Below are 24957 nucleotides of genomic sequence, written 5' to 3'. Positions count from 1 at the left end.
CCCACACGAACGACGCCTGATGCGGACTAGCAGCCGTCGAGCCAGCGACGAGCCGCCACACTCACCGGCACCCCATCCGCCCCACCCGGCCCATCCATCGCACCCAGCGCCACCCACTCCGCAAAACGCCGCAGCACCTGCGAACGACCCGGATCCGCCAGAACAGACGTACTCAGCCCGTACTGCCACGTCGTCGCGAAAACCAACACACTCCCGTCGAGCGACAGCATCCGGAACTCAGGACGACAGTGAGCGCTACCCAGCAGACCACGCGCACCCTCACCCATGACGTCCCACTCATCCTGCAACTCGACACACACCCACTGCCGAGAACCGTCACCCACAAGACCGCCCGGCAACAGAAACCTGCGATCGGACCCGGAGAACAACCCTCCCTCAACCGACAGCCGATACCAGTCCCCGTTCGCCCGCTCATGCAACCGCGGATCGTCGAAATCCAGAAAGGCCTCCACACGACCCTCCGACGGCGGACAACTCGGCGCCTGCCCCGTCACCAACGGCGGAACAAGCCCACACGGCTCACTCCACCCCTCCACGACCAGCAGACCCGCAGCAGCAAGAGACTCCACAACCACCCCACCAAGCCGCACCCACCCACCACCCCCACACCATAATGAGACCCCCACCACCAACCGACACCCGAGACCGGCCGATGCCCCCACACACCTGCGAACACCGCCCAGGCCCCTGCCACCTCCCCGACCCCTGGATGTGCCACACCTTCTACATCGACGGAAGCCTCCGCGACATCACCGTCGCCGACACCGACGACACCCACTGGCCCCAGGTCCTGCGCCACCTCCGCAACACCGCCGACCAGCTCACCTGGTACGACGGCCCCGAGGGACGGGACCTCGACCCGAACGACACCAGCGACCCGTTCGCCACCATCGAGGACGGCAGCACCGCAACCCTCGGCGTCCGCTACGGCCACACCTGGTTCTCGGGCCACCTACCGGTCGACGGCATCGAATTCTCCCTCTGGCCCGACGGCATAGAGGACGCCACCCACGTCACCGACGTACTGCGCTTCCTGACCGCACTCGGCACGGCATGCGAGCGCCCCGCCGTCCTCACCGCCGAAACCGTCACCGGCCACCACCAACTGCCACCCCTGATCACCTACGACCCGACCACCCGAACCACCACGCACCTGTGAACCCCTCGACACCAAGGGTGTCGACGAGCACGCGAAGAACGACCCCCCGGGCCCCTGCCGTACGAGGTGACCACAACCCCCGACCACTCCACCGCACCATCGTGCCCGCCGTGGAGCGAGAACGCGCGGGCACCGGAACGACCGCCGGCCAACACGCCCACCGCACCTGAGCACACGTGCTCACCCCGGCAAGTCGTCCCCACGGACAGCGGCGGCGACCAGACCGGCCAACGCCTCACGCGACACCTCACCGCCGCTCACCAACCGATCGAACACCAGCCCGTCGATACACGTCAGCAGCGTGTGCGTCCGATCCTCCACGTCCCGCACGCCACGCGCGGCGAGGAACAGCCGGACCGCCTCCCGCCCCGCGTTCTCACGGGGCACGAGGATCTCCCGCAACTCCGGATCACGCACGCTCTCGACCGCACAGGCATACCGCGCCAACGAGCGCCGACGCCCCTCACCCGTCAACCGCAGCCGGGTGAGCAGCACCATGCCGTCCACCAACTCCCCGACCGTACGCAGCGGCGGAAGCCCCTCCGCCGTCACCTGCAGCTCCTCCTGGTCCACCTGGACCAGACGCGTGACGAGCCCGGTGAGCAGCGCCGCCCGGGTCCGGAAGTACGCCGACGTCGTACCCGGTGGCATGCCCGCCCTGCGGTCGACCGCCCGATGGGTCAACCCGCGCATCCCCTCGTCCGCCAGCACGTCGAGAGCCGCGTCCGCGAGCAAGGTACGTCGATCCGAAGCCATACCCCTTTCTACACCTGTAGAGACTCAGGTAGCCTCCACTTTCTACAGGTGTAGAAGAACGGGGGTTTCAGCATGAGCAAGACAGCCGTAGTGATCGGCGGCGGCATCGGCGGACTCGCCACCGCCATCGGACTCCACCGCATCGGATGGAACGCCACCGTCATCGAACGCTCCCCGACCCTCGAAGACGCCGGAGCCGGCATCTCCCTCGCCGCCAACGGCCTCCACGCACTCGACGAACTCGGCATCGGCCACGCCGTACGCGAAGCCTCCCGAAACCAGTACACCGGCGGCACCCGCACACCCAACGGCACCTGGCTCACCCACATGAACGGCGCCGCACTCGAAGAAGCCGTCGGCACACCCATCGTCGGCATCCCCCGCACCACCCTCCACCGACTCCTGCGCGAACACCTCCCCACCGACACGCTCCTCACCGGCACCGAAGCCGGCCCCATCGAACAGACCAGCCCGACCACCGCCCGCGTCACCCACGGCACCACCACCCTCGACGCCGACCTCGTCATCGCAGCCGACGGCATCAACAGCCACACACGCCACACCCTCTTCCCCACCCACCCCCACCCCACCTACACCGGCTCCACCGTCCTACGCGCCATCACCGACCACCCCGTCGACCTCCACACCGACTTCGAACTCACCTGGGGCCACGGAACCGAATTCGGACACATCGCCTTCCCCGACGGCCGAGCCGAATGGCACGCCGTCCTCGACCTCCCCGCCCGAACCCGCTTCACCGACCCCCTCACCGAACTACGCCGACGATTCCGCACCTGGCACGACCCCATCCCCGCCCTCCTCGACGCCACCCACCCCGACGCCGTCCTGCACCACGACATCAACGAACTCCCCACCCCCCTCCCCACGTACGTGATCGGCCCGATCGCCCTGCTCGGCGACGCCGCACACGCCATGACCCCCCACCTCGGACAGGGCGCCTGCCAAGCCCTGGAGGACGCCGTCACCCTGGCCGCAGCCCTCGCCACCGAGCCCACCGTCCCCGCCGCACTCGCCCGCTACGACGCCGAACGCCGCCCCCGCACCCAAGCAGTGGCACGAGCCGCCCGCCAGGCCGGCCGCATGGGCCAGCAGCTCACCCACCCCATGGCCGTCGCCCTCCGCAACACCGCCATGCGACTGACCCCCTCCCGCGCCGCGACCCGCATGATCCTCCGCCACCACACCTGGGTACCCCCACGGCTCGCCTAGTACTTCGGCCCGATGTGGGCGTCCATGAGGGCGACACAGGCCTTCCGCGCGACGGACACGTTGAACGGATCACTGCCCCGCGCCAACACCGTCCACCGGACCCCGACCTTGGTCAGCGTGTCGGTACAGAGCTTCCGGATGTCGTCGGACTTGTTGGTGAAGAAGTACCGCGGGTACTCGTACCGCTTGCCGTTGCGGACGGTCCAGTTGGTGACCCGACACCCGTCGGAATGGATCAGCCCCCGCAGGAACGCCCACGGATGGGCATCGACGACCTCCTGCTGCCAGTCTTCGAGAACGATCCGCCGTTCGTGTTTCCGGCCGGGGCCGTGCTGCGGGAACAGGCATGTCCAGTGCCGTCCGTAGCTGGTGACGTTGACACAGCCCTGCCGCTGCACGAGGCACACCTTGTCGTTCGGGCGGACGGCCAGGATTGCCGAATGGCACTGCTCGATGAGCCCCGGCCAGGCGTCCGCGCAGGCGATGCGGAGGTAGTGACCCCCTCGGGGGTGCGGGCTGATGCAGCCGTCGCCGAGATAGAGCCCGAGGAGATAGGCATAGGCGGCCTGGTCGGTCGGTGTTGTGCAGGGAGCCGCCTGGTTCAGGCGGGGGAGCGGTTCGATGCGCACCGTCCATGAGCGAATGGCGGCTCGGGAAATTCCCGTTTCCTTGCTGACGGAGTTCATGCTGCGCCCGTCGGCCAGTAAACGGAGGGCCTGCTTGCGGGTGGTCAGGTCGTACATGCGGTCGACACTGATGGGCGTAAATCGCTCACGTGGCGCATTTTGGTGTGCTTCGCTGAAACGAGTGAAGGTCACGCGATTGTCGCGTGACCTTGGAAAAGAAGGAAAAGTGCCCCGGGTCGGACTCGAACCGACACTGAATGGGTTTTGAATCCATCGCCTGCTGCCAATTGGGCTACCGGGGCCCAGTGAATCGAAGGTTTCCCCCGACCCGCTGCGTGTCCACCATACCGTAGCTAGGTAGGCTCAGGGCAGCTTGTTATGCCCCGCAACGAGGAGCCTTCGTGACCGCCGAGCACGAGTCGACGCCCACGCCCGACGCCGACCAGTCGCACGTTCCGCCGCTGACGACCCGCGTCGTCATCGCCGAGGACGAGGCGCTCATCCGTCTCGATCTCAAGGAGATGCTCGAAGAAGAGGGCTACTCCGTCGTCGGCGAGGCCGGCGACGGCCAGACGGCCGTCGAGCTCGCCCGTGAGCACCGGCCCGACCTGGTGATCCTCGACGTGAAGATGCCCGTCCTGGACGGGATCTCCGCGGCCGAGAAGATCGCGGAGGAGTCCATCGCGCCCGTGCTGATGCTGACCGCGTTCTCGCAGCGCGACCTGGTCGAGCGGGCGCGGGACGCCGGTGCGATGGCGTACCTGGTGAAGCCGTTCAGCAAGAGCGACGTGGTGCCGGCCATCGAGATGGCCGTGTCCCGGTTCGCGGAGCTGCGGGCGCTGGAGAAGGAGGTCGAGGACCTTTCGCAGCGGCTGGAGACGCGCAAGCTGGTGGACCGGGCGAAGAGCATTCTGCAGACGCAGTACGGGTTGACGGAGCCGGCCGCTTTCCGGTGGATCCAGAAGTCGTCCATGGACCGTCGGATGTCCATGCAGCAGGTCGCCGAGGTGGTCATCGAGGACGCCGAGGCGAAGAAGAAGGAGAGCGGCAAGTAGGTCCTGCTCCCGGACATGCGTGAGGCCCGCCTCCCCCCGAGGGGAGGCGGGCCTCGCACGTTCTCGGATCAGTCTTCGCCGAGGTAGGCCTTGCGGACGTCCTCGTTGTGGAGGAGGTCGCGGCCGGTGCCGGAGAGGACGATCTTGCCGATCTCCATCACGTGCGCGCTGTCGGAGAGCGAGAGCGCCGCCTGGGCGTTCTGCTCGACGAGCAGGATGGTCATGCCCGTGGCCTTGAGGTCCTTGATGGTCGCCATGATCTTCTGCATCATCAGCGGGGACAGGCCCATGGAGGGCTCGTCGAGCATCAGGAGCTTGGGGCGGGACATGAGCGCGCGGCCCATGGCGAGCATCTGCTGCTCGCCGCCGGAGAGGGTGCCGGCGGCCTGCTTGCGGCGTTCGCCCAGGATGGGGAACATCTCGTAGGCGCGCTGGACGTCCTGCTCGATGCCGTCCTTGTCGGTGCGCAGGAAGGCGCCGAGCTGGAGGTTTTCGGCGATCGTCAGCCGGGGGAAGATGTGGCGTCCCTCGGGGGAGTGGGCGAGGCCCAGGGAGACGATCTTGTGGGCGGGGACGGCGGCGAGGGGCTGGCCGTCGAAGGTGATGGTGCCGCTCTTGGGCTTGATGAGCCCGGAGAGGGTGCGGAGGGTGGTCGTCTTGCCGGCGCCGTTGGTGCCGACGAGGCAGACGATTTCGCCTTCGTTGACTTCGAAGGAGATTCCCTTGACGGCTTCGATCTTGCCGTAGGCGACCTTGAGGTCTTCGACCTTGAGCAGTGCGGTCACTTGGCTTCTCCTTCCGTGCTGGTGGTGCTGGTGGTGCTGTCCGTGGCGGTGTCCGCGTCGGTGCCCGAATCCGAATCCGAGTCCGAGTCCGCGTCGGTGTCGGTGTCCGTGGTGGACTCCGCCTCCGTTTCGGCGTCGGTCTCGGTGGCGGCTTCCGCCTCGGTGTCGGTCTCGGTCTCGGTCTCGGCGGCGGCTTCCGCCGGTGCTTCGGTTTCGGCTGCGGCTTCGGCGGCCTCGACTTCGGCGACCTCGGCGGCGCCCGGGTCGCCCTCGAAGGGCTCGCCGAGGTAGGCGGCGATGACGCGCTCGTCGCCCTGGACCTCGGACGCGGTGCCTTCGATGAGCTTTTCGCCCTGGACGAGGCAGGCGACGCGGTCGCAGAGGTTGAAGATGAAGCGCATGTCGTGCTCGATGACGAGGACGGCGATGCCCATGTCGCGGATGGCGAAGATGAGTTCTTCGGCTGCGCGGGTTTCCTGCGGGTTCATGCCGGCGGTGGGCTCGTCCAGGAGGATGAGGCCGGGGTCGCTGGCGAGGGCGCGGGCGATTTCCAGCTTGCGCTGTTCGCCGTAGGGGAGGTTCTTGGCCAGGTGCTGGGCCTTGTTCTCCAGGCCGATGAACTCCAGGAGTTCCATGGCGCGGGCTTCGCTGGCGGCTTCGGCCTTCTTGAAGCCGGGGCCGCGCAGGAGTGCGGACCAGAGCCCTTCCTTGGTGCGGGTGTGGCGTCCGACGAGGACGTTTTCCAGCACGGTCATGTTGTGGAAGAGCCGGATGTTCTGGAAGGTGCGGGCGATGCCGGCCTCGGTGACCTTGTGGGGCTTGGGAGGCAGGATGGTGCCCTTGTAGCTGACGGATCCCTCGCTGGGGACGTACAGCCCGGTGAGGCAGTTGAAGAAGGTGGTCTTGCCGGCGCCGTTGGGGCCGATGAGTCCGACGATCTCGCCTGCGTTGACCTGGAGGTCGACGCCCTTGACGGCGGTGAGGCCGCCGAAGCGCATGGTGACGCCCTTGGCTTCGAGGACCGTGGTCTTCGTGGTGGTGGTGGTGTCCGTGGTGGTCGTCATGTCGTTCACGCCCCCGCCTTGGCGGTGGCCAGGTCCGTGGGGGCCTGGTCAGCGGTGTCGTCGTGGAACTCGAGCTGCGCGCGCTTGTTGGCGATGAGGCCTTCGGGGCGGAAGCGCATGAGCAGGATGAGGGCGATGCCGAACGCGAGGAGCTGGTAGTCCTGGAGGAAGGCCAGCTTCGCGGGGATCAGGAAGAGGAGTGCGGCGCCGAGGATGGGGCCGCGGATGGTGCCCATGCCGCCGAGGATGACGGCGGCGAGGAGGAACGCGGAGTTCGGCGGGACGGGCCCGGCGAAGACGTAGTTCTCGGGGACGACCGTGCTGTTGACGTGTGCCTGGACGGTGCCGGCGAGGCCGGCGAGGGTGGCGCCGAGGGCGAAGGCGATGAGCTTGACCTTGAAGCCGTTGATGCCCATGGCTTCGGCGGCGGTCTCGTCTTCGCGGATGGCGACCCAGGCGCGGCCGATGCGGCTGCTGCCGGCGCGGGCGAAGACCACGACGACCAGTGCCATGACGAGCAGCATCAGGAAGTAGTAGTTGGCGTAGGCGCCGAGGGTGATGCCGCCGACGATGTGGGATTCCCCGAAGTTCCACCCGAAGAGTTCGAGGTGGGGGATGTTGGGGATGCCGTTGGGGCCGTTGGTGATGTCGGGGCCGGAGGTGCCGTCGAGGTTGCCCATGGCGATGCGGAAGATTTCTCCGAAGCCGAGGGTGACGATGGCGAGGTAGTCGCCGCGCAGGCGGAGGGTGGGGGCTCCGATGACCACGCCGAAGATGAGCGAGGCGAGGGCGCCGACGATGACCGCTGCCCAGAAGGGGAGGTGGATGCCGAAGGCGGATGCGGTGCTTCCGGAGACCAGGGCCGCGGCGTAGGCGCCGACGCCGAGGAAGGCGACGTAGCCGAGGTCGAGGAGGCCGGCGAGGCCGACGACGACGTTGAGGCCGAGGGCGACGGTCGCGAAGATCAGGATGTTGACCGCGATGAGCGTGTAGGTGTCGCCGCTCTGCTGGATGAAGGGGAAGGCGATGGCGGCGGCCGCGGTGCCGATCAGGGTGACCTGGCGGTACTTGGCGGTGAGGCCGCCGAGGCGGGCGAAGAGGCCGGACTTGTTCAGCGCGAAGGCGGCGAGGCCGACGGTGATCAGGTAGGCGACGAAGAGCTGCGGTTCCTTGTCATCGGTGTCGATGCCGTAGGTGATGACGAAGAGGCCGATGGCGAAGACGGCGGTGATGATGAGGATTTCTGCCCAGGAGGGCAGTTCCTTGGCGGGGGCCGGCTTGCGGGTGTCGTCGGCGAGCTTGTTCACGGCGAGGACCGGGATGAGCGTGCCGATGATGGCGACGTAGGCGCCGGGTTCGAGGTTGACGACTCCGCCGAGGACGACGGTGATGGCGATGACCGTGAACCAGGTGGCGGCGAGGTTGCCGAGGGTGAGGAAGAAGAGGGCTTTGCGGGAGCCGTTGGGGGTGAGCCAGCCGAGGCCCTTGACGCCGAGTGCGGAGAGCGCGTGGGCGAGGGTGAGGGCGGCTCCGGCGAGGGTGACGTACTGGAGGCCTGCGGGGCTTCCGTAGTAGGTCAGGTCGCCGGGGAATTCGGCGGTCCAGGTCCACGCGAGGAAGGCGCTGACGATGGTGAGGAGGCTGCCTGCGATGACCGCGTAGAGGAGGGTGGTGGGCGCGGGGCCCTGCTTCACCGTGTCGGCGGTCTGCGGGGTGGTGTTGGTGGTCATGGTTCTCACGCCCGATCCGCGACGCGCTCGCCGAGCAGGCCTTGTGGCCGCACGAGGAGGACGACGATGAGGAGTACGAAGGCCCAGACGTTGGACCAGGCGCCACCGCCGAGCTGCGACATGCCGGGGATGTCTTCGATGTAGGCGATGGAGAGGGCTTCGGCGAGTCCGAGGACGACGCCGCCGACCATGGCTCCGTAGATGTTGCCGATGCCGCCGAGGACGGCTGCGGTGAAGGCCTTGAGGCCGAGGATGAAGCCCATCTCGAAGTTGATCTGGCCCTTGTCGAGGCCGTAGGCGACGGCGGCGACGGCGGCGAACGCGGCACCGATGGCGAAGGCCATGACGATGATGCGGTCGGTGTTGATGCCCATCAGCTTGGCGGTGTCGGGGTCCTGCGCGGTGGCCTGCATGGCGCGGCCGCTGCGGCTCTTCTGGACGAAGATGCCGAGGGCGAGCATGCAGAGCGGGGCGAGGATGAGGACGAAGAGGTCCGCGCGCTGGATGGCCAGGCTGTCGGTGATCTTGAAGGCGGCGCCCTTGAATTCAGGGAAGCTGACGGCCTTCTTGGCGTCCGGGTAGAACTGCCAGACGAGCTGCTGGAGCGCGATCGAGAGGCCGATTGCGGTGATGAGGGGTGCGAGCCGGGGGGCGCTGCGCAGTGGGCGGTAGGCGAAGCGTTCGGCTGCGCAGGCCACGGCGACGGAGGTGGCGGCACCTCCGACGATCATGACGGGTATCGCGATCAGCAGGGAGGTGCCGGTCGGGAGGATGGCGTAGGCGCTGAGGGCGCCGAAGCCGCCGATCATGAAGATCTCGCCGTGGGCGAAGTTGATGAGCTGGACGATGCCGTAGACCATGGTGTACCCGATGGCGATGAGGCCATAGAGAGCACCGAGGGCCAGGCCGTTGGCCAGCTGTTGCGGCAGTTCGTGCACCGCAGGGCCTCCGATGAGCGTGTCGGATAAGACTCCGCGCGAGGGCGCTGTTTGCGCCCTCGCGCGGCGATTGGTTCAGGTGTTACGGGTGGTGCTGGGGGTTACTGGCTTACTGGTTGAAGGTGTCGCTCTTGACGTCGACCCACTTGCCGCCCTCGACCTTGTAGACGGTGAGCTGCTTGTTGGTGGTGTCGCCGTACTCGTCGAAGGCGACCTTGCCGGTCACGCCTTCGAAGGAGACCTTGCCGAGTGCCTCGACGACCTTGGCGCGGGCGTCGGTGGGGAGCTTGCCGTTGTTGGCGGCGACGGCGGCCTTGACGGCCTGGATGACGGCCCAGCCGGCGTCGTAGGAGTAGCCACCGTAGGCGGCGTACGGGTCCTTGTAGCCCTCGGCCTTGTAGTCCTCGATGAACTTCTTGGCGGTGTCGAGCTTCTCGACCGGGTAGCCGATGGAGGTGGCGAGGTCGCCCTCGTTGGCCTCACCGGAGGCGCTGATGAAGGCCGGGTCCTGGATGCCGTCGCCGCCCATGAGGGGGACGTTGGCGCCGGTCTTCTTGATCTGGTCGGCGAGGAGGCCGCCCTCGGGGTACTGGCCGCCGAAGTAGACGGAGTCGGCGCCGGAGGACTTGACCTTGTCGGCGGTGGAGGAGAAGTCGGTCTCCTTCACGGTGACGTGGTCGGTGCCGACGACCTCGCCGCCGAGCTTCTTGAACTCCTCGGCGAAGATGGCGGCGAGGCCGGCGCCGTAGGTCTGCTTGTCGTCGACGATGAAGACCTTCTTCTTGCCGGCGTCCTTGAAGAGGTACTGGGCGGCGAACTTGCCCTGGACCACGTCGGTGGCGGCGGTGCGGAAGTAGGTCTTGAAGCCGCGCTTGAACTCGCCCTTGCCCCAGTTGTCGCCCTGGCTGAGCGCGGGGTTGGTGTTGGCGGGGGAGACCTGCGCCAGGTTGGCGGAGGCGAAGACGCCCTGCATCTGCTGGGCGACGCCGGAGTTCAGCGGGCCGACGACGCCGAGGACGTCCTTGTTGCCGACGAGCTTGGTGGCGTTGGCCTGACCGGAGGCGGGGACGGCCTGGTCGTCGAGGGCCTCGACCTTGAACTCGATGCCCGGGACCTCGTTGTTCTTGTTGGCCGTCTTGGCCGCGAGGTCGACGGAGTTCTTGATGCCCTGGCCGAGCGCGGAGAGCGAGCCGGTGAGCGGGGCGTCCACACCGATGACGACGGTGGTCTTCTTGCCGCCGCCGTTGTCCTTGGAGTCTCCGCCGTCGCGCGATCCGCAAGCGGTGAGGGTCAGTGCTCCCGTGGTGATCACGGTGGTGAGGACGAGCAAAGAACGGTGTCGCACGATTCTTCCTTTCCCTGGCGCGGCTCTCTCCTGAGAGGTGCCGTTAGGTCGCCGGGCCGCACTGGGAGGTCCACGGCCGTGCTGATTGCGCCCTGCGGCGCGGTGACTGGCCGTGACTCTAGGCCCGAGGTGGCGAGCACGGGGAGCAGGGAAAGGAGGATGTGACGCTCTTGTTATGCCAAGGCCAAGAATGTGCTGCGGGAGTGTGGACAAATCGGACGTTTTCTTACCTTGAGGGGTGTCCGCATCCTGAGAATTACCTGTTCTCCTAAGGGGCTTGAGGCCTTCATGCACCTGTCTTAGATCATTTTCGGCCGAATGTGGCTGCGCGTGTCCATAGGAATCCTCCGAGTGGTCTTTCTTAAGGGAAAAAGCGGATTCGGACCCCCGTGCTTATTACGCAGAGTGACGGTCAAGAGGTCACTTCCGTACGCGAGTGGATCTTGTCCAGGTGGCCGTACGGCCCCTCACCTGCGGTTCGGTCCCGCGGGGGTATCTGCCCGGAAGCCGGACAGCGCGCTCGGGAATGCGGTGACCTCGGTCACGTCGGCGGGCGCCAGTTCTCCGAGCTGCGCGTCGCACCGCCCTCGGCGGCGCAGCGCCGCGCCACGAACCGGTCGATCAGCTCAAGTGCCTTGTCCTGCCCGGCAGTTCGTTCCTCGGCCCGACCTGCGGCGACGGCGTCCTCGTGGATGGCGTACTGGTCGTTGGACAGGCCCTTCTGCTCCCAGTCGAGACCGGACCACGTGGTGCCCATGAGGGTCTCCTTCGCCCAGTAGGACACGAGGCTCGTGCACACCTGTACGGGCGAGGGGGGAGCGGAGGTGGGGGCGGCGGAGGGGCTCGTGGAACCCGCCGCGGAGGGTGGCGCGGAGGATGAGCATCCGGACAGGGCGAGCGCCGCGAGGAGGGTGTGGGCGGCGTACCGGGCCGTGCGTGGCAGGGTCCCCATGGGGGGACGGTAGGCCGTGACCATCGGTGACACAACAGATCTCACCGCGAAGCGTGCGGACTGGCGGATTCCGGGCGGTTGGCGGGTGCTGTGCCGTCCGGTATCGCGCGCAGGCCCGGAGCCGCCGCCGTTCCGTGCGGGCGGGGTCCGGGCCTGTCGGGTGGTGGCCTGGCCGTGGTGCTGTGGCTGTGCCGTGGTGCTGCGGTGTCGGCGGCCGGGGGACGGCGGCCCGGGGGTCAGGCTCCCGAGGCGGCCTGGTCGGCGTCGCGCAGCAGGCAGGTCAGGCGGGCGGTGCAGATCCGCTTGTCCTGTTCGTCGGTGATGACGATCTCGAAGGTGGTGGTCGAGCGGCCGCGGTGGACCGGGGTGGCGACGCCGGTGACGATGCCGGAGCGGGCGCCCCGGTGGTGGGTGCAGTTCAGGTCCACGCCGACGGCGATCTTGGTGATGCCGCCGTGCATCATGGCGCCGACCGAGCCGAGGGTCTCGGCCAGCACCGCCGAGGCGCCGCCGTGGAGCAGCCCGTACGGCTGGGTGTTGCCCTCGACGGGCATGGTGCCGACGACGCGGTCGGCGGAGGCCTCCAGGATGCGGATGTCCATCCGCTCGCCCAGGTGTCCCGCCGAGAACAGCGCGGGCAGGTCGATGCCCAGGGCCGCGTACTCGTCGAGGACCTCCTGCGGGAACTTCACTGCGTGCTGCTCGCCCATGCTCAGGCTCCGTTCGTCAACGATCGTTAACCATCTTGTCCTGAGGTCGTTCTATCAGGCCGGTTCGAAGCGCACGACGACGGACTTGCTGGCCGGGGTGTTGCTGGTGTCCGCGGTCGAGTCCAGCGGGACCAGCACGTTGGTCTCCGGGTAGTAGGCGGCCGCGCAGCCGCGGGCGGTCGGGTAGTGCACGACGCGGAAGCCGGGCGCGCGCCGCTCCACGCCGTCCTTCCACTCGCTCACCAGGTCCGTGTACGAACCGTCGGCCAGGCCCAGCTCGGCCGCGTCCTGCGGGTTCACCATGACCACGCGGCGGCCGCCGGTGATGCCGCGGTAACGGTCGTCCAGGCCGTAGATCGTGGTGTTGTACTGGTCGTGGCTGCGCAGGGTCTGCAGGAGCAGCCGTCCCGCCGGGACGCGCGGGTACTCCACGGGGGCGGCGGTGAAGTTGGCCTTGCCGGTCCTCGTCGGGAAGCGGCGCTCGTCGCGCGGGGCGTGCGGGAGCCGGAAGCCGGCCGGGCGGGCGGCGCGGGCGTTGAAGTCCTCGAAGCCGGGGATCACGCGGGAGATGCGTTCGCGGATCGAGCCGTAGTCGGACTCGAACTGCTCCCACGGGGTGGCGGAGGCCTCGCCGAGGACCGCGCGGGCCATGCGGGCCACGATCGCGGGCTCGGAGAGCAGGTGCGGGGAGGCCGGGGCGAGGTTGCCGCGGGAGGCGTGGACCATGCCCATGGAGTCCTCGACTGTGACGAACTGCTTGCCGCTCGCCTGTACGTCCTTGTCGGTACGGCCGAGGGTGGGCAGGATCAGGGCGCGCCGGCCGGTGACCGCGTGGGAGCGGTTGAGCTTGGTGGACACGTGGACGGTCAGGGCCGTGCGGCGGATCGCGGCCTCGGTGACGTCGGTGTCGGGGGTGGCGCCGACGAAATTGCCGCCCATCGCGAAGAGGACCTTGGCGTTGCCGTCGCGCATCGCCTCGATGGAGCGGACCACGTCGTAGCCGTGGCCGCGCGGCGAGGTGATCCCGAATTCCTTGTCGAGGGCGTCGAGGAAGGCGGGTGCGGGCCGTTCGAAGATCCCCATGGTGCGGTCGCCCTGCACGTTGGAGTGGCCGCGGACGGGGCAGACGCCGGCGCCGGGGCGGCCGATGTTGCCGCGCAGCAGGAGCAGGTTGACGACCTCGCGGATGGTGGCGACGGCGTGCTTGTGCTGGGTGAGGCCCATGGCCCAGCAGACGATGGTGCGCTCGGAGGCCAGGATCATGGCCAGGGCGCGCTCGATCTCGGGGCGGGTCAGGCCGGTCGCGGTGAGGGTCTCGTCCCAGTCGGCTTCCTTCGCGGCGGCCGCGAGTTCGTCGTAGCCGTGGGTGTGCTCGCGGATGAAGGCCTCGTCGGTGGCGCCCTCGGTCGCGATGACGAGCTTGTTGAGGAGGCGGAAGAGGGCCTGGTCGCCGCCGATGCGGATCTGCAGGAAGAGGTCGTTGAGGGCGGTGCCCTTGAGCATGCCGACCGGGGTCTGCGGGTTCTTGAACCGCTCCATGCCGGCCTCGGGCAGCGGGTTCACCGAGATGATCTTCGCGCCGGCGGTCTTGGCCTTCTCCAGGGCGGAGAGCATGCGCGGGTGGTTGGTGCCCGGGTTCTGCCCGGCGACGATGATCAGGTCGGCCTGGTGGAGGTCTTCGAGGGAGACGCTGCCCTTGCCGATGCCGATGGTCTCGGTCAGCGCGGAGCCCGAGGACTCGTGGCACATGTTCGAGCAGTCGGGCAGGTTGTTGGTGCCGAACTCGCGGGCGAAGAGCTGGAAGAGGAACGCGGCCTCGTTGCTGGTGCGGCCCGAGGTGTAGAAGAGGGCCTCGTCGGGGGAGCCGAGGGCGGTCAGCTCCTCGGCGATGATCGCGAAGGCCCGCTCCCAGGTGACCGGCTCGTAGCGGTCGCCGCCCTCGGGGAGGTACATCGGTTCGGTGATGCGGCCCTGCTGTCCGAGCCAGTAGCCGGAGCGGGTGGCCAGGTCGGCCAGCGGGTGCGCGGCGAAGAATCCGGGGGTGACCCGGCGCAGCGTGGCCTCTTCCGCGACGGCCTTGGCGCCGTTCTCGCAGAACTCGGCCGTGTGCCGCTTGTCGCCCTCGGGCCAGGCGCAGCCCGGGCAGTCGAAGCCGTCCTTCTGGTTGACCTTGAGCAGGGTGCGGGCCGTGCGGGCGACGCCCATCTGCTGCTGCGCTATCCGCAGGGTGTGCCCGATGGCGGGCAGGCCCGCGGCCGCGTGCTTGGGCGGTGTGACCTGTGGTGCGTCCTGTACCGGATCACCTGTGGGCGGCTTGGTCGCCATCGCGCTCCCCTTCGAGCGTACGTACATGTGCAGCACGTGTGGCCGCGTCCTTCGATCCTTGCACGGACCACGGATCGAGGGGAGGGCGGACTGGTGCTCACCGTGCCCCGGGCGGATGCGCCGGGGGCGTCCGGTGGGGAGGATGCGCCCAGGGAGGCGACGGGCCGGAATTGTCGGTGGGGGCGCCTAGGATCGGTGCGTGGCAGATTCATCAGCGAAGAAGACCGACCAGCCGTCCGCAGCGGGCCGCCCCCGCCTGATGCTCATGGACGGGCACTCCCTGGCCTACCGGGCGTTCTTCGCGCTGCCCGCGGAGAACTTCACGACCGCGACGGGGCAGCCGACCAACGCAATCTACGGTTTCGCGTCGATGCTGGCGAACACGCTGCGCGACGAGGCCCCCACGCACTTCGCGGTGGCGTTCGACGTCTCCCGCAAGACGTGGCGTTCGACGGAGTTCCCCGAGTACAAGGCGAACCGCTCCAAGACCCCCGACGAGTTCAAGGGGCAGGTCGAGCTGATCGGCGAGCTCCTCGACGCGATGCACGTGCCGCGGTTCGCGGTCGACGGCTTCGAGGCCGACGACGTGATCGCGACGCTGGCGACGCAGGCGGAGGCGGCCGGCTTCGACGTGCTGATCGTCACCGGTGACCGGGACTCCTTCCAGCTCGTCTCCGAGCACACCACCGTGCTCTACCCGACCAAGGGCGTCTCCGAGCTCACCCGGTTCACCCCGGAGAAGGTCGAGGAGAAGTACGGGCTCACCCCGCAGCAGTACCCGGACTTCGCGGCCCTGCGCGGCGACCCGTCCGACAACCTGCCGGGCATCCCCGGGGTCGGCGAGAAGACCGCGGCCAAGTGGATCACCCAGTTCGGGTCATTCGCGGAGCTCGTGGAGCGCGCCGAGGAGGTCAAGGGCAAGGCCGGGCAGAACTTCCGGGACCACCTGGAAGCCGTCAAGCTCAACCGGGTCCTGACCGAGATGGTCAAGGACGTGGAGCTGGACAAGGCCCCGGCCGACCTGGAGCGCCTCGCCTACGACCGGACGGCCCTGCTCGGCGTGCTGGACGTGCTGGAGATCCGCAACGCGTCGCTGCGCGAGCGGCTGCTCGCCGTGGACCCGGGTGCGGCCGTGGAGGAGGCCCCGGCGCCGGCGGCCGGAGTGGAGCTGGACGCGTCCGTGCTGGGCACGGGCGAGCTGGCGCCGTGGCTGGAGAGCCACGCGGGCGGGCCGCTGGGCGTCGCGACCGTCGACAGCTGGGCGCTCGGCCAGGGCAGTGTCACCGAGATCGCGCTGGCCGCGGCCGGCGGGGCCGCCGCCTGGTTCACGCCCGCCGAGCTGGACGAGGCGGACGAGCGGGCCTTCGCGGCCTGGGCCGCCGACGCGGCGAAGCCGAAGGTCGTGCACAACGCCAAGGGCCTGATGCGGGTCTTCCCCGAGCACGGCTGGACCCTCGCCGGTGTCACCATGGACACCGCGCTCGCCGCCTACCTGGTCAAGCCGGGCCGCCGGTCCTTCGCCCTGGACGCCCTGTCCATGGAGTACCTGCACCGCGAGCTGGCGCCCGCCGCTGCCGACGGCCAGCTGGCCTTCGGTGCCGACGAGACCGCCGAGGCCGAGGCCCTGATGGCACAGGCCCGCGCCGTCCTGGACCTGGGCGACGCCTTCACGGACAAGCTCGCCGAGGTGGGCGCCGCGGAGCTGCTCCACGACATGGAGCTGCCCACCTCCGAACTGCTCGCGCGGATGGAGCGGTCCGGCATCGCCGCCGACCGCGACCACCTGGAGGCCATGGAGCAGCAGTTCGCCGGAGCCGTGCAGCAGGCCGTCAAGGAGGCCCACGCCACCGTCGGCCACGAGTTCAACCTCGGCTCGCCCAAGCAGCTCCAGGAGGTCTTCTTCGGCGAGCTGGACCTGCCGAAGACCAAGAAGACCAAGACCGGCTACACCACGGACGCCGACGCGCTGGCCTGGCTGGCCACGCAGACCGACCACGAACTCCCCGTGATCATGCTGCGGCACCGGGAGCAGGCCAAGCTGCGCGTCACCGTCGAAGGCCTGGTCAAGACCATCGCCGCCGACGGCCGGGTGCACACCAGCTTCAGCCAGACCGTCGCCGCCACCGGCCGGCTGTCCTCCACCGACCCCAACCTGCAGAACGTGCCGGTGCGCACCGACGAGGGCCGGGCCATCCGCCGCGGCTTCGTCGTCGGCGAGGGCTTCGAGTCGCTGATGACGGCCGACTACAGCCAGATCGAGCTGCGCGTCATGGCCCACCTCTCCGAGGACGAGGGCCTGATCGAGGCGTTCGCGACCGGCGAGGACCTGCACACCACCGTCGCCTCCCAGGTCTTCGGGGTGGAGCGCGACCAGGTCGACGCCGAGATGCGCCGCAAGATCAAGGCCATGTCGTACGGACTGGCCTACGGGCTGTCCGCGTTCGGCCTCGCCCAGCAGCTGAACATCGAGCCCGCCGAGGCGCGCGGCCTGATGGAGACCTTCTTCGAGCGGTTCGGCGGCGTCCGGGACTACCTCCACCGGGTGGTCGAGGAAGCCCGCGCCACCGGATACACGGCGACGGTCTTCGGCCGCCGCCGGTACCTGCCCGACCTGGGCAGCGACAACCGCCAGCGCCGCGAGGCCGCCGAGCGGATGGCGCTCAACGCCCCGATCCAGGGCACCGCCGCCGACATCGTCAAGGTCGCCATGCTGCGCGTGGACAAGGCGATCGCCGAGGCCGGCCTGCGGTCGCGGATGCTGCTCCAGGTCCACGACGAAATCGTGCTGGAGATCGCCCCGGGCGAGCGCGAGCAGGTGGAGGAGCTGGTGCGGCGCGAGATGGGCGCCGCCGTCGAGCTGCGGGCCGCACTGGACGTGTCGGTGGGCGTCGGCCCGGACTGGGAGTCCGCCGCGCACTGATCGCCGTACGGTCCACCCGGCGCCCGTCCCCGCTGCTCAGGCGGAGGGGACGGGCGTCCGCGTTTCCTCGTCCGCCTCGCGCCCGGTCCGGTCGCGGCGGTGCCGCAGCCGTACGAGGACCCCGTAGACCAGCAGTGCCACGGTCAGTCCCGCGCCCGCGCCGAAACAGATGGTCGGGATGATGTCGAGGGGCGTGCGGATCCGGTCGAAGAAGTCGAAGAAGCGCAGGACGCGCCGGGTGACTCCGGCCGCCACGCACACCACGAACAGGGCGAGCGCACCCCAGAGCTCCGCCCGGGAGAGCACCGGCACGGACGCGGGGGCCGGGAGTGCCGGAAGCCGGCGCAGGGCGGTCACCGTGAACCAGAGCAGGGCACATGCGGCGACGGCCGAAGTGCCGTACTGGAGGAAGGAGTAGCCCGGCAGACCGTAGACGAGGGGCTCGGCGAGACCGGGCAGCGCGTCCGTGCCCCAGCGGTCGTGATGCGTGAAGCTGTCCCACGTCACATGGGTGAGGGACCCGGTGGCCGCCGAGACGTAGAACCAGCCCGCGAGCGCGGCCGGCCGGGGGCGCTCGCGCCAGGCCTCGCCCCGTACCAGGGCGTACACCCTGCCCCGCCAGCCGGGCGGCAGGAGCGCGACCAGCGGCTCGCGCAGCAGAAGCCAGAAACCCACCAGGACGGCGGTCAGCACGGCGTCCAGGGTGAGGACGCCCGGCAGCGAGTGGGTGAAGGCCCCGTACGTCATCACGCCTTCGACGACCGCGTCCGTGAAGTAGAAGGTGTCCGGCGCGAACGACCCGAGGACGAGTGCGGAGGCGACGAGAGGGCCCCGCGCACGCCCGGTCCGGCGGATGGCCGGAAGCACGGCGGCCGCGTGGCTGAGAGTGAACGGCATGGCACCTTCCCTGGGTCTTCCTGTGGATGGCCCTTACATCGGGCCAATGCTCGCGAAGGGTCCAGACAGTATGCGTGACCTGCCTCGGGACGTGGGGATGTGGTGAATTCCCGCCCACCTTGCGTGCTGTGTGCAGGGAGTTGACGTAGGGTCACGCGGACGTCGAGGGGGAGGGGTCCGGCTCATGTCGGCTCGAATACTCGGACGCAGGCTGCGCAGGGGAACGACGGCCGCCCTGGTCTCCGCTCTGGTGGCCGCCGCGGTGACCGCGTCCCAGGCTCCGACGGACGGGAGCACCGACCGGCTCTCCGCCGCAGGGGAGTCCGCCGCGCAGTCGCAGTCGCAGTCGCAGTCGCAGTCGCAGCCGGCCGCGGACCCGGCTGGCGGCGACTCCGCGTACTTCACCGAACTCCCGCCGCCGGTGGGCCCGCAGCCACCGGAGGTGCTGCTGCCCGACGGAGGGCCGCCGCAGGCGCAGGCCGTCCCCGAGGCCGCCGCGGTGCCGGCTGTGACCGGGCCCGCGGAAGGGTCGCAGGGGATACCGGCGAGCGTGCTCGCCGCGTACCTGCGCGCGGAGAAGACGGTGGGGCGGACCGCCCCGGGCTGCGGACTGCGCTGGCAACTCCTCGCGGCCATCGGCAAGGTGGAGTCCGGGCAGGCGCGCGGCGGGCAGGTCGACCGGGCCGGGACCACGCTGCGGCCGATCCTGGGGCCCGTGCTCGACGGCAACGGCTTCGCGAACATCCCGGACACGGACGGCGGGGCCTACGACGGGGACTCCCGGTACGACCGGGCGGTCGGGCCGATGCAGTTCATCCCCTCCACGTGGGCGGCGTGGGGCCAGGACGCGGACGGCGACGGCCGGCGCAACCCGAACAACGTGCACGACGCGGCCCTCGCCGCCGCGCGCTACCTGTGCGCGGGCGGCCGCGACCTGCGGGTGGACGCGGACCTGGACCGGGCCGTGCTCTCCTACAACCGGTCCACGGAGTACCTGCGGACGGTGCGGTCCTGGTTCACGTACTACCTGAAGGGGACGCACGCGGTTCCGGACCGACCCGATGCGGGTCAGGGCACACCCACGACACCGCCCCCGACCTCGAAGCCGACGCCCACGCCCACGCCGACTCCGACGCCCACGCCGACGCCGACGCCGACCCCCACGCCCACTCCGACGCCGAAGCCGGACCCGAAGCCCACGCCGACGCCTACGCCCATTCCGACCCCCACTCCCACTCCTACGCCCACCCCCACCCCCACTCCTACGCCCAGTCCGACCGTGACGCCGTCGCCGAAGCCCAGCCCCACGGCGAGCTCCAAGCCGACGCCGCGTCCGACGCCGACACCCACGCCGAGCCGGACGCCGACGCCGACGCCGAGCGCGACCGGTGCCCCGTAGGGCAAAAGGAGTTGGCGGCCGATCACCCGCCCCCTGATAATTCCCGCTGTTCAGGGGGCGGGGAGGGTGCATGGCCGAGGTGTTCGTATGCGCGGGGTGCGGAGCCGGGCTGACCGACTCCCTGACGCGGGTCGCGCTGCCCGCCCGCACCCACCAGCGCTACGGGCACGAACTGCTGCCCGCCCTGATGGATCAGGGCACCTACGCCGTCGACCCGGAGCCCTCCGGCCCGCCCTGGCGGCTGTGGGACACGATCGGGGCCGACGAGGCGGCCGCCCGCGGCGTCTTCGCCCCGGTCCCCTCCCTCTCCTTCGGGCCGGCGGGCGCGATCCTCGTCGCGCCGGGCGACACCCGAGGCACCGTCCTGATCCCCGAGCGTTGCGACGGCTACTGCCTGGGCCTGGACGGGCGCGCCGGCCCCAACCTGGCCTGCGCGGACTGCGGTCGGGCGGTGGCCACCCGCGTCGACGACTGCACGCTCTGGCAAGTGGTGCGGCTCGATCCGACCGCCGTGCACGCGCTCCCTTCCGGCGGCCCCGACCCGATCGCCGACTGGACGGAGCTCACCCGTGACCGTCGGGCCGCGCCGCCGATCGAAGCGCCCGGTTGCTGGAGCCCGCACTGGGAGGCGGCCGTCGCGGACGCCCTCGCCCACCTCCTGGCCGCCTCGGGAGGCGATCGCGTCGGTGTCCCCGCCGGCCTCCTCGCGACGACCTTCGGCCGCGCGCTCGACGAACTGTTCCCGGCCGGGCCGGCCGAGAAGACCCTGGCCCTGGCCGGGCCGGGCCTGCCCACCCCCGCCCCCGGCGCCCCCGACGCTCCCGACATCGTTCTCGTCCCGCAGCACCCGCAGACGGGCGAAGCCTGGCAGCCGCCGGCCGGCACCGCCGAGGCCGTGCCCCTGGCCGCCGACGTCTGGACGTACCTGGCCTTCCACGACGACCGGCGGCTGGTCCCCGCTCCCGGCCTGCTTCCCGGCGGGATCCTGCGCGACGATCCGCTGCCCCGGTACCCCTGGCGAGCCTTCCACCCCGACCGGCGTGTCCTCCTGCACACCCTGTCCCGGCTGCCCGCCGTCCGCGAACCCTGGCTGCGCGCGATCCACGACCGCCTGGGCGGCCGCCCGTCGTAGCCGGGCGGGGGGCGCCCGCGTTCCGCGGATCACGCCGAACCGTTCTCATCTCGCCCCCGCGTTGCTACGGTGCCCCATCTCTGACGCCTCATCAGATTCCGGAGCCCCGGCATGCGCGCATTCGTCGCCGCCGCCATCGGCCTCGCGGCCGCGCTGGCCCTCGTGTTCGCCATCACGGCCTTCGGGGTGCCCGAAGGCGAGACCTCACCCAAGCCCCTGCTCACCACCGCGCCCCCCGCGCCCGGAAAGTAGAGGAGGGTCCGGCCGTGCGACGCAGAGCGAGCCTTGTCCTGCTGGCCCTCGCCGTGTTCTGCGCAGCCCTCGCACCGCTGCTGCGCTGGTACGCGTACCCCCGCCTCGCCAAGATCCCGCCGAACCAGTACCAGGAGATGGTCCTGGAGGCGAAGGACGCGACGCTCCTCGACTACACCGGCGGCATGCAGCCCAAGAAGGTCGACAAGGTCACCATCGTCCAGACCCTCAAGGGCAACGTCGAGGCGTCCCGGGAGATAGAGGCGAGCGCGGGCAAGGACGTCGTGGTCTGGGACACCCTGTCCTACATCATCGGCCCCGACGGCAAGATGGTCTCCCAGATCCCCGAGCGCTACATCTTCGACGCGCACACCCAGGACCCGGTCCACGCCACCGGGGAGATGGTCGACGGCGACCCCGTCAAGCGCGAGGGCATCGAGTTCAAGTGGCCCTTCTTCACCGAGCCCCGCGACTACCTGTACTTCGACGCGCAGACCCGCACCTCCTCGCCCATCCACTACGTCGGACCGCGCACGTTCAAGGGCATGGACGTCTACTACTTCGAGCAGACCGTCCCCTGGACGAAGGTCCCCATGCCCAAGAAGATGCCGATCGAGGGCATCGACCCGTCGACGATCGAGGCGGCCACCGGCACCACCCTCTGGTACACCGCCAAGGCGAGGTTCTGGGTCGACCCGGTGACCGGCGCACCCGTCAACGCCGAGCAGGACATCCAGCAGGAGATGCGCGGCGGCATCGCAGCCGGCGGCCCCGACGGCAAGCTCACCGCCTTCGCCGGACACGTCACCATGCGCGAGGACTACTCCGACTACACCGTCGACCTGGTCAAGGCGAACCGTACGAAGGTCCTCGCGCTGCACACCTACGCGCCGATCGGCCTGGCCGCGGGCGGGCTCGCCCTGCTCGGCGCGGCCCTGTGGCTGGAGGCCCGCGGCCGTCGCGTACGCGAGGCGGGGGCCGGGCCTACGGACGGGGTCAGCGCCTGAGCCGGGCGTTGGTGTGCCGGGTGGGCTCGGCGCCGGCCGGATCCTCGGGCCAGGGGTGCTTGGGGTAGCGCCCGCGCAGCTCCGCGCGCACGGCCCGGTAGCCGCCCTCCCAGAAGGAGGCGAGGTCGGCGGTGACGGCGGCGGGCCGGCCGGCGGGCGACAGCAGGTGCACCAGCACCGGTACGCCCGCCACCCGCGGGGTCTCGGCCAGCCCGAACAGCTCCTGCAGCTTCACCGCCAGCACCGGCTGGCCGTGCTCCGCCGAGTAGTCCACCCGGATACGCGAACCGCTGGGCACCTCCAGGCGTTCCGGAGCCAGCTCGTCCAGCCGGGCGGCCTCCCCGGTGGCCCAGGGCAGCAGCCGGTTCAGGGCCTGCCCGGCGTCGATCCGCCCGAGGTCGGCACGCCGCCGGGCCCGCGACAGCTCGGGCTCCAGCCAGTCGTCGGCGCGCTCCAGCAGGGCCCGGTCGTCGGCCACGTCGGGCCAGGCGCCGCCGAGCGTACGGTGCAGGAACCCGAGGCGGGCCCGCAGCGCCAGCGCGTCCGGGGACCAGCGCAGCAGGCCGAGCCCCTCGGCGCGCAGCCCGTCGAGGAGGGCAGCCCGGACGAGCGCCGGGTCGGGGCTGCGCAGCGGACGTACGGCCAGCTCGATCGCGCCGAGGCGCTCGGCGGCGCGGGCGACCAGGTCGCCGTCCTCCCAGTGGACCTCTTCCGCCGCCGTGAGCAGGTGCGCGGCGGCGGTACGGGCGGTGTCCTCGTCGACGACGGCGCCGAGCCGGACCCGTGCCGACGCGGAATGCGGGGGCCGGTCGGCGACGGCGACGGCCAGCCAGGGTGCCCGCCGCAGGCCCGAGCCCTCGCCCACCTCGGCCCCGGTGCCGTTGGCCATCAGGAAGGATCCCGAGCCCTTGCCCTTCGCCACCCGCTCGGGGAAGGCCAGGGCCGCGATCAGCCCGGCGGCGCCGTCGTCGGGCGCGGCTCCGCCGCCGGGGCTCCGCCCCGAACCCCGCGCCTCAAACGCCGGCGAGGCTGGTTCTTCAGCCCCGCCGGCGTTTGAGGCGCGGGGGTCCGGGGGCTGGTCCCCGGCAGCGGTGCCGCACCCGAGCGGGGTGCGGGGTGCGGCACCGGCCCCGGTTTCGGCGGAGCGCCCCGCAGGGGACGCGGCACGCTCCAGGCGGCGGGCCTCCGCGCGCCAGCGCCCGGCGTAGCCGTCTCCGCCCGCGCGGGCCCGCCGCCACGCGCCGGCCAGGTCGTCCCCGTACTCCCGCGGCGGCTCCTCGCTCAGCAGGGCCACCACCTCCGCGGCCCGGCGGGCACCGAGCGCGGCGGAGCCGTCCAGCAGGGCCCGGGCCAGCCGCGGGTGCAGCCCGAGCCGGGCCATCCGCTGCCCGCGGGCGGCGACGGCACCGGCCGGGGACACCGCGCCGACGGCCACCAGCACCTCGCGCGCCGCGGCCATGGCCCCCGCCGGCGGCGGGTCCAGCAGGGCCAGCCCGGCCGCGTCCGGATCGCCCCAGCAGGCGGCCTGCAGGGCGAACTGCGCCAGGTCGGCGATGCGGATCTCCGGAGCGGGGAACGCGGCGAGGCGGCCGTCCTCCGCCTCGGCCCAGCAGCGGTACACCGTGCCCGGTGCCTCGCGCCCGGCCCGGCCCGCCCGCTGGCGCCCGGCCGCGCGGGACGCCCGTACGGTCGCCAGCGCGCCCAGCCCCCGCGCGTGGTCCACCCGGGGCTCGCGGGCCAGCCCGGAGTCCACCACCACGCGTACCCCGGGGACGGTCAGGCTCGACTCCGCCACCGCGGTCGACAGGATCACCCTGCGGTGTCCCGCGACGGAGAGCACCGCGTCCTGGACGGCCGCCGGGGCCCGGCCGTGGATCTGCAGCACCTCCGCGTCCACCCCGCCCAGCTGCCCGGCGACCCGGGCGATCTCGCCGACGCCGGGCAGGAAGCACAGGACGTCGCCGTCGCGTTCGGCCAGCGCCCGCCGCACCACCGCGGCCACGTGCGTCAGCTGCGCCGGGTCCACCCGCATCCCGTGCGGGGGCCGCACCGGCCGGGCCGGCGGGGCCCAGACCGTCTCCACGGGGTACGAGACCCCCGCGGCCTCCACCACCGGCGCGCCGCCCAGTACCCGGGCCCAGCCGGCGGAGTCCGTCGTCGCCGAGGCCGCCACCAGCCGTAGCTCCGGGCGCAGGGTCTCCCGTACGTCGAGGAGGAAGGCGGCGACCGTGTCGGCGTCCAGGTGCCGCTCGTGGCACTCGTCCAGGATCACCACGTCCACCGCGGCCAGCTCCTGGTCGCGCTGGAGGCGCTGGAGCAGTACCCCGGTGGTCACCACCTCGACGGCGGTGTCCGGGCCGACCACCCGTTCCCCGCGCACGGTGAACCCGACCGCGCCGCCGACCTGCTCGCCCAGCAGCCAGGCCATCCGGCGCGCCGCGGCCCGCGCGGCGATCCGCCGGGGCTCGGCGACGACCACCCGGCGGCGCGGCCCGCCGCCCACCAGCCCGGCCAGGACCAGCGGTACCAGGGTGGTCTTGCCGGTGCCGGGCGGGGCGCAGAGCACCGCCGTGCCGTGGTCGTCCAGCGCCGAGACGAGCGCGGGCACGGCCTCCCGTACGGGCAGGGCGTCGAGGGCGGCGGTCCGGATCACG

21 protein-coding genes and 1 tRNA gene are annotated in these 24957 nt (G+C 70.8%); 8 read left to right on the top strand and 14 right to left on the bottom strand.

What is annotated here, in order from left to right; all coding sequences use genetic code 11:
* Positions 1–26: 26 nt before the first annotated feature.
* Positions 27–473 carry a hypothetical protein gene (locus DEJ51_RS08040; RefSeq protein WP_223835704.1) on the bottom strand — a complete coding sequence of 149 codons (447 nt, stop codon included), beginning with the start codon at positions 471–473 and terminating at the stop codon, positions 27–29.
* A 257-nt stretch (positions 474–730) separates the two neighbouring features.
* Between DEJ51_RS08040 and DEJ51_RS08035 the strand changes: the two genes are divergently transcribed.
* Positions 731–1180: a hypothetical protein gene (locus DEJ51_RS08035; RefSeq protein ID WP_150256971.1), complete on the top strand. Its 450-nt coding sequence runs from the start codon at positions 731–733 to the stop codon at positions 1178–1180.
* Between the two features lie 180 nt (positions 1181–1360).
* Here DEJ51_RS08035 and DEJ51_RS08030 read toward each other — a convergent pair whose 3' ends face one another.
* On the bottom strand, positions 1361–1936 hold the full coding sequence (locus tag DEJ51_RS08030) for a TetR/AcrR family transcriptional regulator (RefSeq protein WP_150256970.1): 576 nt from the start codon (positions 1934–1936) through the stop codon (positions 1361–1363).
* 72 nt (positions 1937–2008) lie between these two features.
* Between DEJ51_RS08030 and DEJ51_RS08025 the strand changes: the two genes are divergently transcribed.
* Positions 2009–3166 carry an FAD-dependent monooxygenase gene (locus tag DEJ51_RS08025; protein ID WP_150256969.1) on the top strand — a complete coding sequence of 386 codons (1158 nt, stop codon included), beginning with the start codon at positions 2009–2011 and terminating at the stop codon, positions 3164–3166.
* Here DEJ51_RS08025 and DEJ51_RS08020 read toward each other — a convergent pair.
* Together DEJ51_RS08020 and DEJ51_RS08015 are read right to left on the bottom strand one after the other, a co-directional pair.
* Entirely contained in the window at positions 3163–3909 is a 747-nt protein-coding gene (locus tag DEJ51_RS08020; protein ID WP_150256968.1) for a helix-turn-helix domain-containing protein, read from the bottom strand. The genes DEJ51_RS08025 and DEJ51_RS08020 overlap by 4 nt on opposite strands.
* Before the next feature lie 110 nt (positions 3910–4019).
* Positions 4020–4094, bottom strand: a tRNA-Leu gene (locus DEJ51_RS08015).
* 99 nt (positions 4095–4193) lie between these two features.
* Between DEJ51_RS08015 and DEJ51_RS08010 the strand changes: the two genes are divergently transcribed.
* Entirely contained in the window at positions 4194–4847 is a 654-nt protein-coding gene (locus DEJ51_RS08010; RefSeq protein ID WP_030762326.1) for an ANTAR domain-containing response regulator, read from the top strand.
* A gap of 68 nt (positions 4848–4915) precedes the next feature.
* Here DEJ51_RS08010 and DEJ51_RS08005 read toward each other — a convergent pair whose 3' ends face one another.
* The 8 genes from DEJ51_RS08005 to DEJ51_RS07970 form a co-directional block, all read right to left on the bottom strand.
* Positions 4916–5632: an ABC transporter ATP-binding protein gene (locus DEJ51_RS08005; protein ID WP_150256967.1), complete on the bottom strand. Its 717-nt coding sequence runs from the start codon at positions 5630–5632 to the stop codon at positions 4916–4918.
* Positions 5629–6696 carry an ABC transporter ATP-binding protein gene (locus DEJ51_RS08000; protein ID WP_150261756.1) on the bottom strand — a complete coding sequence of 356 codons (1068 nt, stop codon included), beginning with the start codon at positions 6694–6696 and terminating at the stop codon, positions 5629–5631. Before DEJ51_RS08000 ends, DEJ51_RS08005 begins: the two co-directional genes overlap by 4 nt.
* A gap of 5 nt (positions 6697–6701) precedes the next feature.
* The gene (locus DEJ51_RS07995; protein WP_150256966.1) at positions 6702–8426 is read right to left on the bottom strand and encodes a branched-chain amino acid ABC transporter permease; all 1725 of its coding nucleotides are present in this window, start codon (positions 8424–8426) and stop codon (positions 6702–6704) included.
* Positions 8427–8431: 5 nt separating this feature from the next.
* A complete protein-coding gene (locus DEJ51_RS07990; protein WP_030762336.1) occupies positions 8432–9364 on the bottom strand; it encodes a branched-chain amino acid ABC transporter permease in 933 nt (310 codons plus the stop codon).
* Positions 9365–9473: 109 nt separating this feature from the next.
* On the bottom strand, positions 9474–10709 hold the full coding sequence (locus DEJ51_RS07985) for a branched-chain amino acid ABC transporter substrate-binding protein (RefSeq protein WP_150256965.1): 1236 nt from the start codon (positions 10707–10709) through the stop codon (positions 9474–9476).
* 541 nt (positions 10710–11250) lie between these two features.
* Complete coding sequence (locus DEJ51_RS07980) at positions 11251–11661, bottom strand: hypothetical protein (RefSeq protein ID WP_223835703.1); 411 nt, start codon at positions 11659–11661, stop codon at positions 11251–11253.
* 236 nt (positions 11662–11897) lie between these two features.
* Positions 11898–12371: a PaaI family thioesterase gene (locus DEJ51_RS07975; RefSeq protein ID WP_150256963.1), complete on the bottom strand. Its 474-nt coding sequence runs from the start codon at positions 12369–12371 to the stop codon at positions 11898–11900.
* A gap of 54 nt (positions 12372–12425) precedes the next feature.
* Complete coding sequence (locus DEJ51_RS07970) at positions 12426–14696, bottom strand: FdhF/YdeP family oxidoreductase (protein ID WP_150256962.1); 2271 nt, start codon at positions 14694–14696, stop codon at positions 12426–12428.
* Positions 14697–14961: 265 nt separating this feature from the next.
* Here DEJ51_RS07970 and polA point away from each other — a divergent pair, with 265 nt between their 5' ends.
* Positions 14962–17616, top strand: a complete 2655-nt coding sequence (gene polA / locus DEJ51_RS07965; protein WP_411757386.1) for a DNA polymerase I — start codon at positions 14962–14964, stop codon at positions 17614–17616.
* Positions 17617–17652: 36 nt separating this feature from the next.
* On the opposite strand, the gene DEJ51_RS07960 is transcribed toward polA, so the two are convergent.
* Positions 17653–18513 (bottom strand): DUF4184 family protein, encoded by an 861-nt coding sequence (locus tag DEJ51_RS07960; protein WP_150256960.1) that lies wholly within the window; start codon positions 18511–18513, stop codon positions 17653–17655.
* A gap of 184 nt (positions 18514–18697) precedes the next feature.
* Here DEJ51_RS07960 and DEJ51_RS07955 point away from each other — a divergent pair, with 184 nt between their 5' ends.
* The 4 genes from DEJ51_RS07955 to DEJ51_RS07940 all read left to right on the top strand — a co-directional run bounded on the left by DEJ51_RS07955 (position 18698) and on the right by DEJ51_RS07940 (position 22303).
* The gene (locus DEJ51_RS07955; RefSeq protein WP_150256959.1) at positions 18698–19912 is read left to right on the top strand and encodes a lytic transglycosylase domain-containing protein; all 1215 of its coding nucleotides are present in this window, start codon (positions 18698–18700) and stop codon (positions 19910–19912) included.
* A 70-nt stretch (positions 19913–19982) separates the two neighbouring features.
* Complete coding sequence (locus DEJ51_RS07950; RefSeq protein WP_150256958.1) at positions 19983–21044, top strand: hypothetical protein; 1062 nt, start codon at positions 19983–19985, stop codon at positions 21042–21044.
* Between the two features lie 111 nt (positions 21045–21155).
* Entirely contained in the window at positions 21156–21296 is a 141-nt protein-coding gene (locus DEJ51_RS07945; protein WP_150256957.1) for an SPW_0924 family protein, read from the top strand.
* A 14-nt stretch (positions 21297–21310) separates the two neighbouring features.
* A complete protein-coding gene (locus tag DEJ51_RS07940; protein ID WP_150256956.1) occupies positions 21311–22303 on the top strand; it encodes a DUF3068 domain-containing protein in 993 nt (330 codons plus the stop codon).
* Here the strand turns inward: DEJ51_RS07940 and DEJ51_RS07935 are convergent.
* Entirely contained in the window at positions 22293–24956 is a 2664-nt protein-coding gene (locus tag DEJ51_RS07935; protein ID WP_150256955.1) for an ATP-dependent RNA helicase, read from the bottom strand. The two genes, DEJ51_RS07940 and DEJ51_RS07935, sit on opposite strands and share 11 nt — an antisense overlap.
* Between the last annotated feature and the right edge of the window lies 1 nt (position 24957).

The sequence above is a fragment of the Streptomyces venezuelae genome, from assembly GCF_008642275.1.
Taxonomy (GTDB): domain Bacteria; phylum Actinomycetota; class Actinomycetes; order Streptomycetales; family Streptomycetaceae; genus Streptomyces; species Streptomyces venezuelae_E.
The sequence above is the reverse complement of the archived record's forward strand: the minus strand, read 5'-3'. Positions and strand labels throughout refer to the sequence as shown.

Bases quoted from the DNA above. Each gene is read 5' to 3' on its own strand.
- DEJ51_RS08035 (WP_150256971.1), top strand. From the start codon at position 731: ATGTGCCACACCTTCTACATCGACGGAAGCCTCCGCGACATCACCGTC.
- polA (WP_411757386.1), top strand. From the start codon at position 14,962: ATGGACGGGCACTCCCTGGCCTACCGGGCGTTCTTCGCGCTGCCCGCG.
- DEJ51_RS07975 (WP_150256963.1), bottom strand. From the start codon at position 12,371: ATGGGCGAGCAGCACGCAGTGAAGTTCCCGCAGGAGGTCCTCGACGAG.
- DEJ51_RS08025 (WP_150256969.1), top strand. From the start codon at position 2,009: ATGAGCAAGACAGCCGTAGTGATCGGCGGCGGCATCGGCGGACTCGCC.
- DEJ51_RS07980 (WP_223835703.1), bottom strand. From the start codon at position 11,661: ATGGGGACCCTGCCACGCACGGCCCGGTACGCCGCCCACACCCTCCTC.
- DEJ51_RS07995 (WP_150256966.1), bottom strand. From the start codon at position 8,426: ATGACCACCAACACCACCCCGCAGACCGCCGACACGGTGAAGCAGGGC.
- DEJ51_RS07970 (WP_150256962.1), bottom strand. From the start codon at position 14,696: ATGGCGACCAAGCCGCCCACAGGTGATCCGGTACAGGACGCACCACAG.
- DEJ51_RS08020 (WP_150256968.1), bottom strand. From the start codon at position 3,909: ATGTACGACCTGACCACCCGCAAGCAGGCCCTCCGTTTACTGGCCGAC.
- DEJ51_RS08000 (WP_150261756.1), bottom strand. From the start codon at position 6,696: ATGACGACCACCACGGACACCACCACCACCACGAAGACCACGGTCCTC.
- DEJ51_RS07955 (WP_150256959.1), top strand. From the start codon at position 18,698: ATGTCGGCTCGAATACTCGGACGCAGGCTGCGCAGGGGAACGACGGCC.
- DEJ51_RS07950 (WP_150256958.1), top strand. From the start codon at position 19,983: ATGGCCGAGGTGTTCGTATGCGCGGGGTGCGGAGCCGGGCTGACCGAC.
- DEJ51_RS08030 (WP_150256970.1), bottom strand. From the start codon at position 1,936: ATGGCTTCGGATCGACGTACCTTGCTCGCGGACGCGGCTCTCGACGTG.
- DEJ51_RS07945 (WP_150256957.1), top strand. From the start codon at position 21,156: ATGCGCGCATTCGTCGCCGCCGCCATCGGCCTCGCGGCCGCGCTGGCC.
- DEJ51_RS07960 (WP_150256960.1), bottom strand. From the start codon at position 18,513: ATGCCGTTCACTCTCAGCCACGCGGCCGCCGTGCTTCCGGCCATCCGC.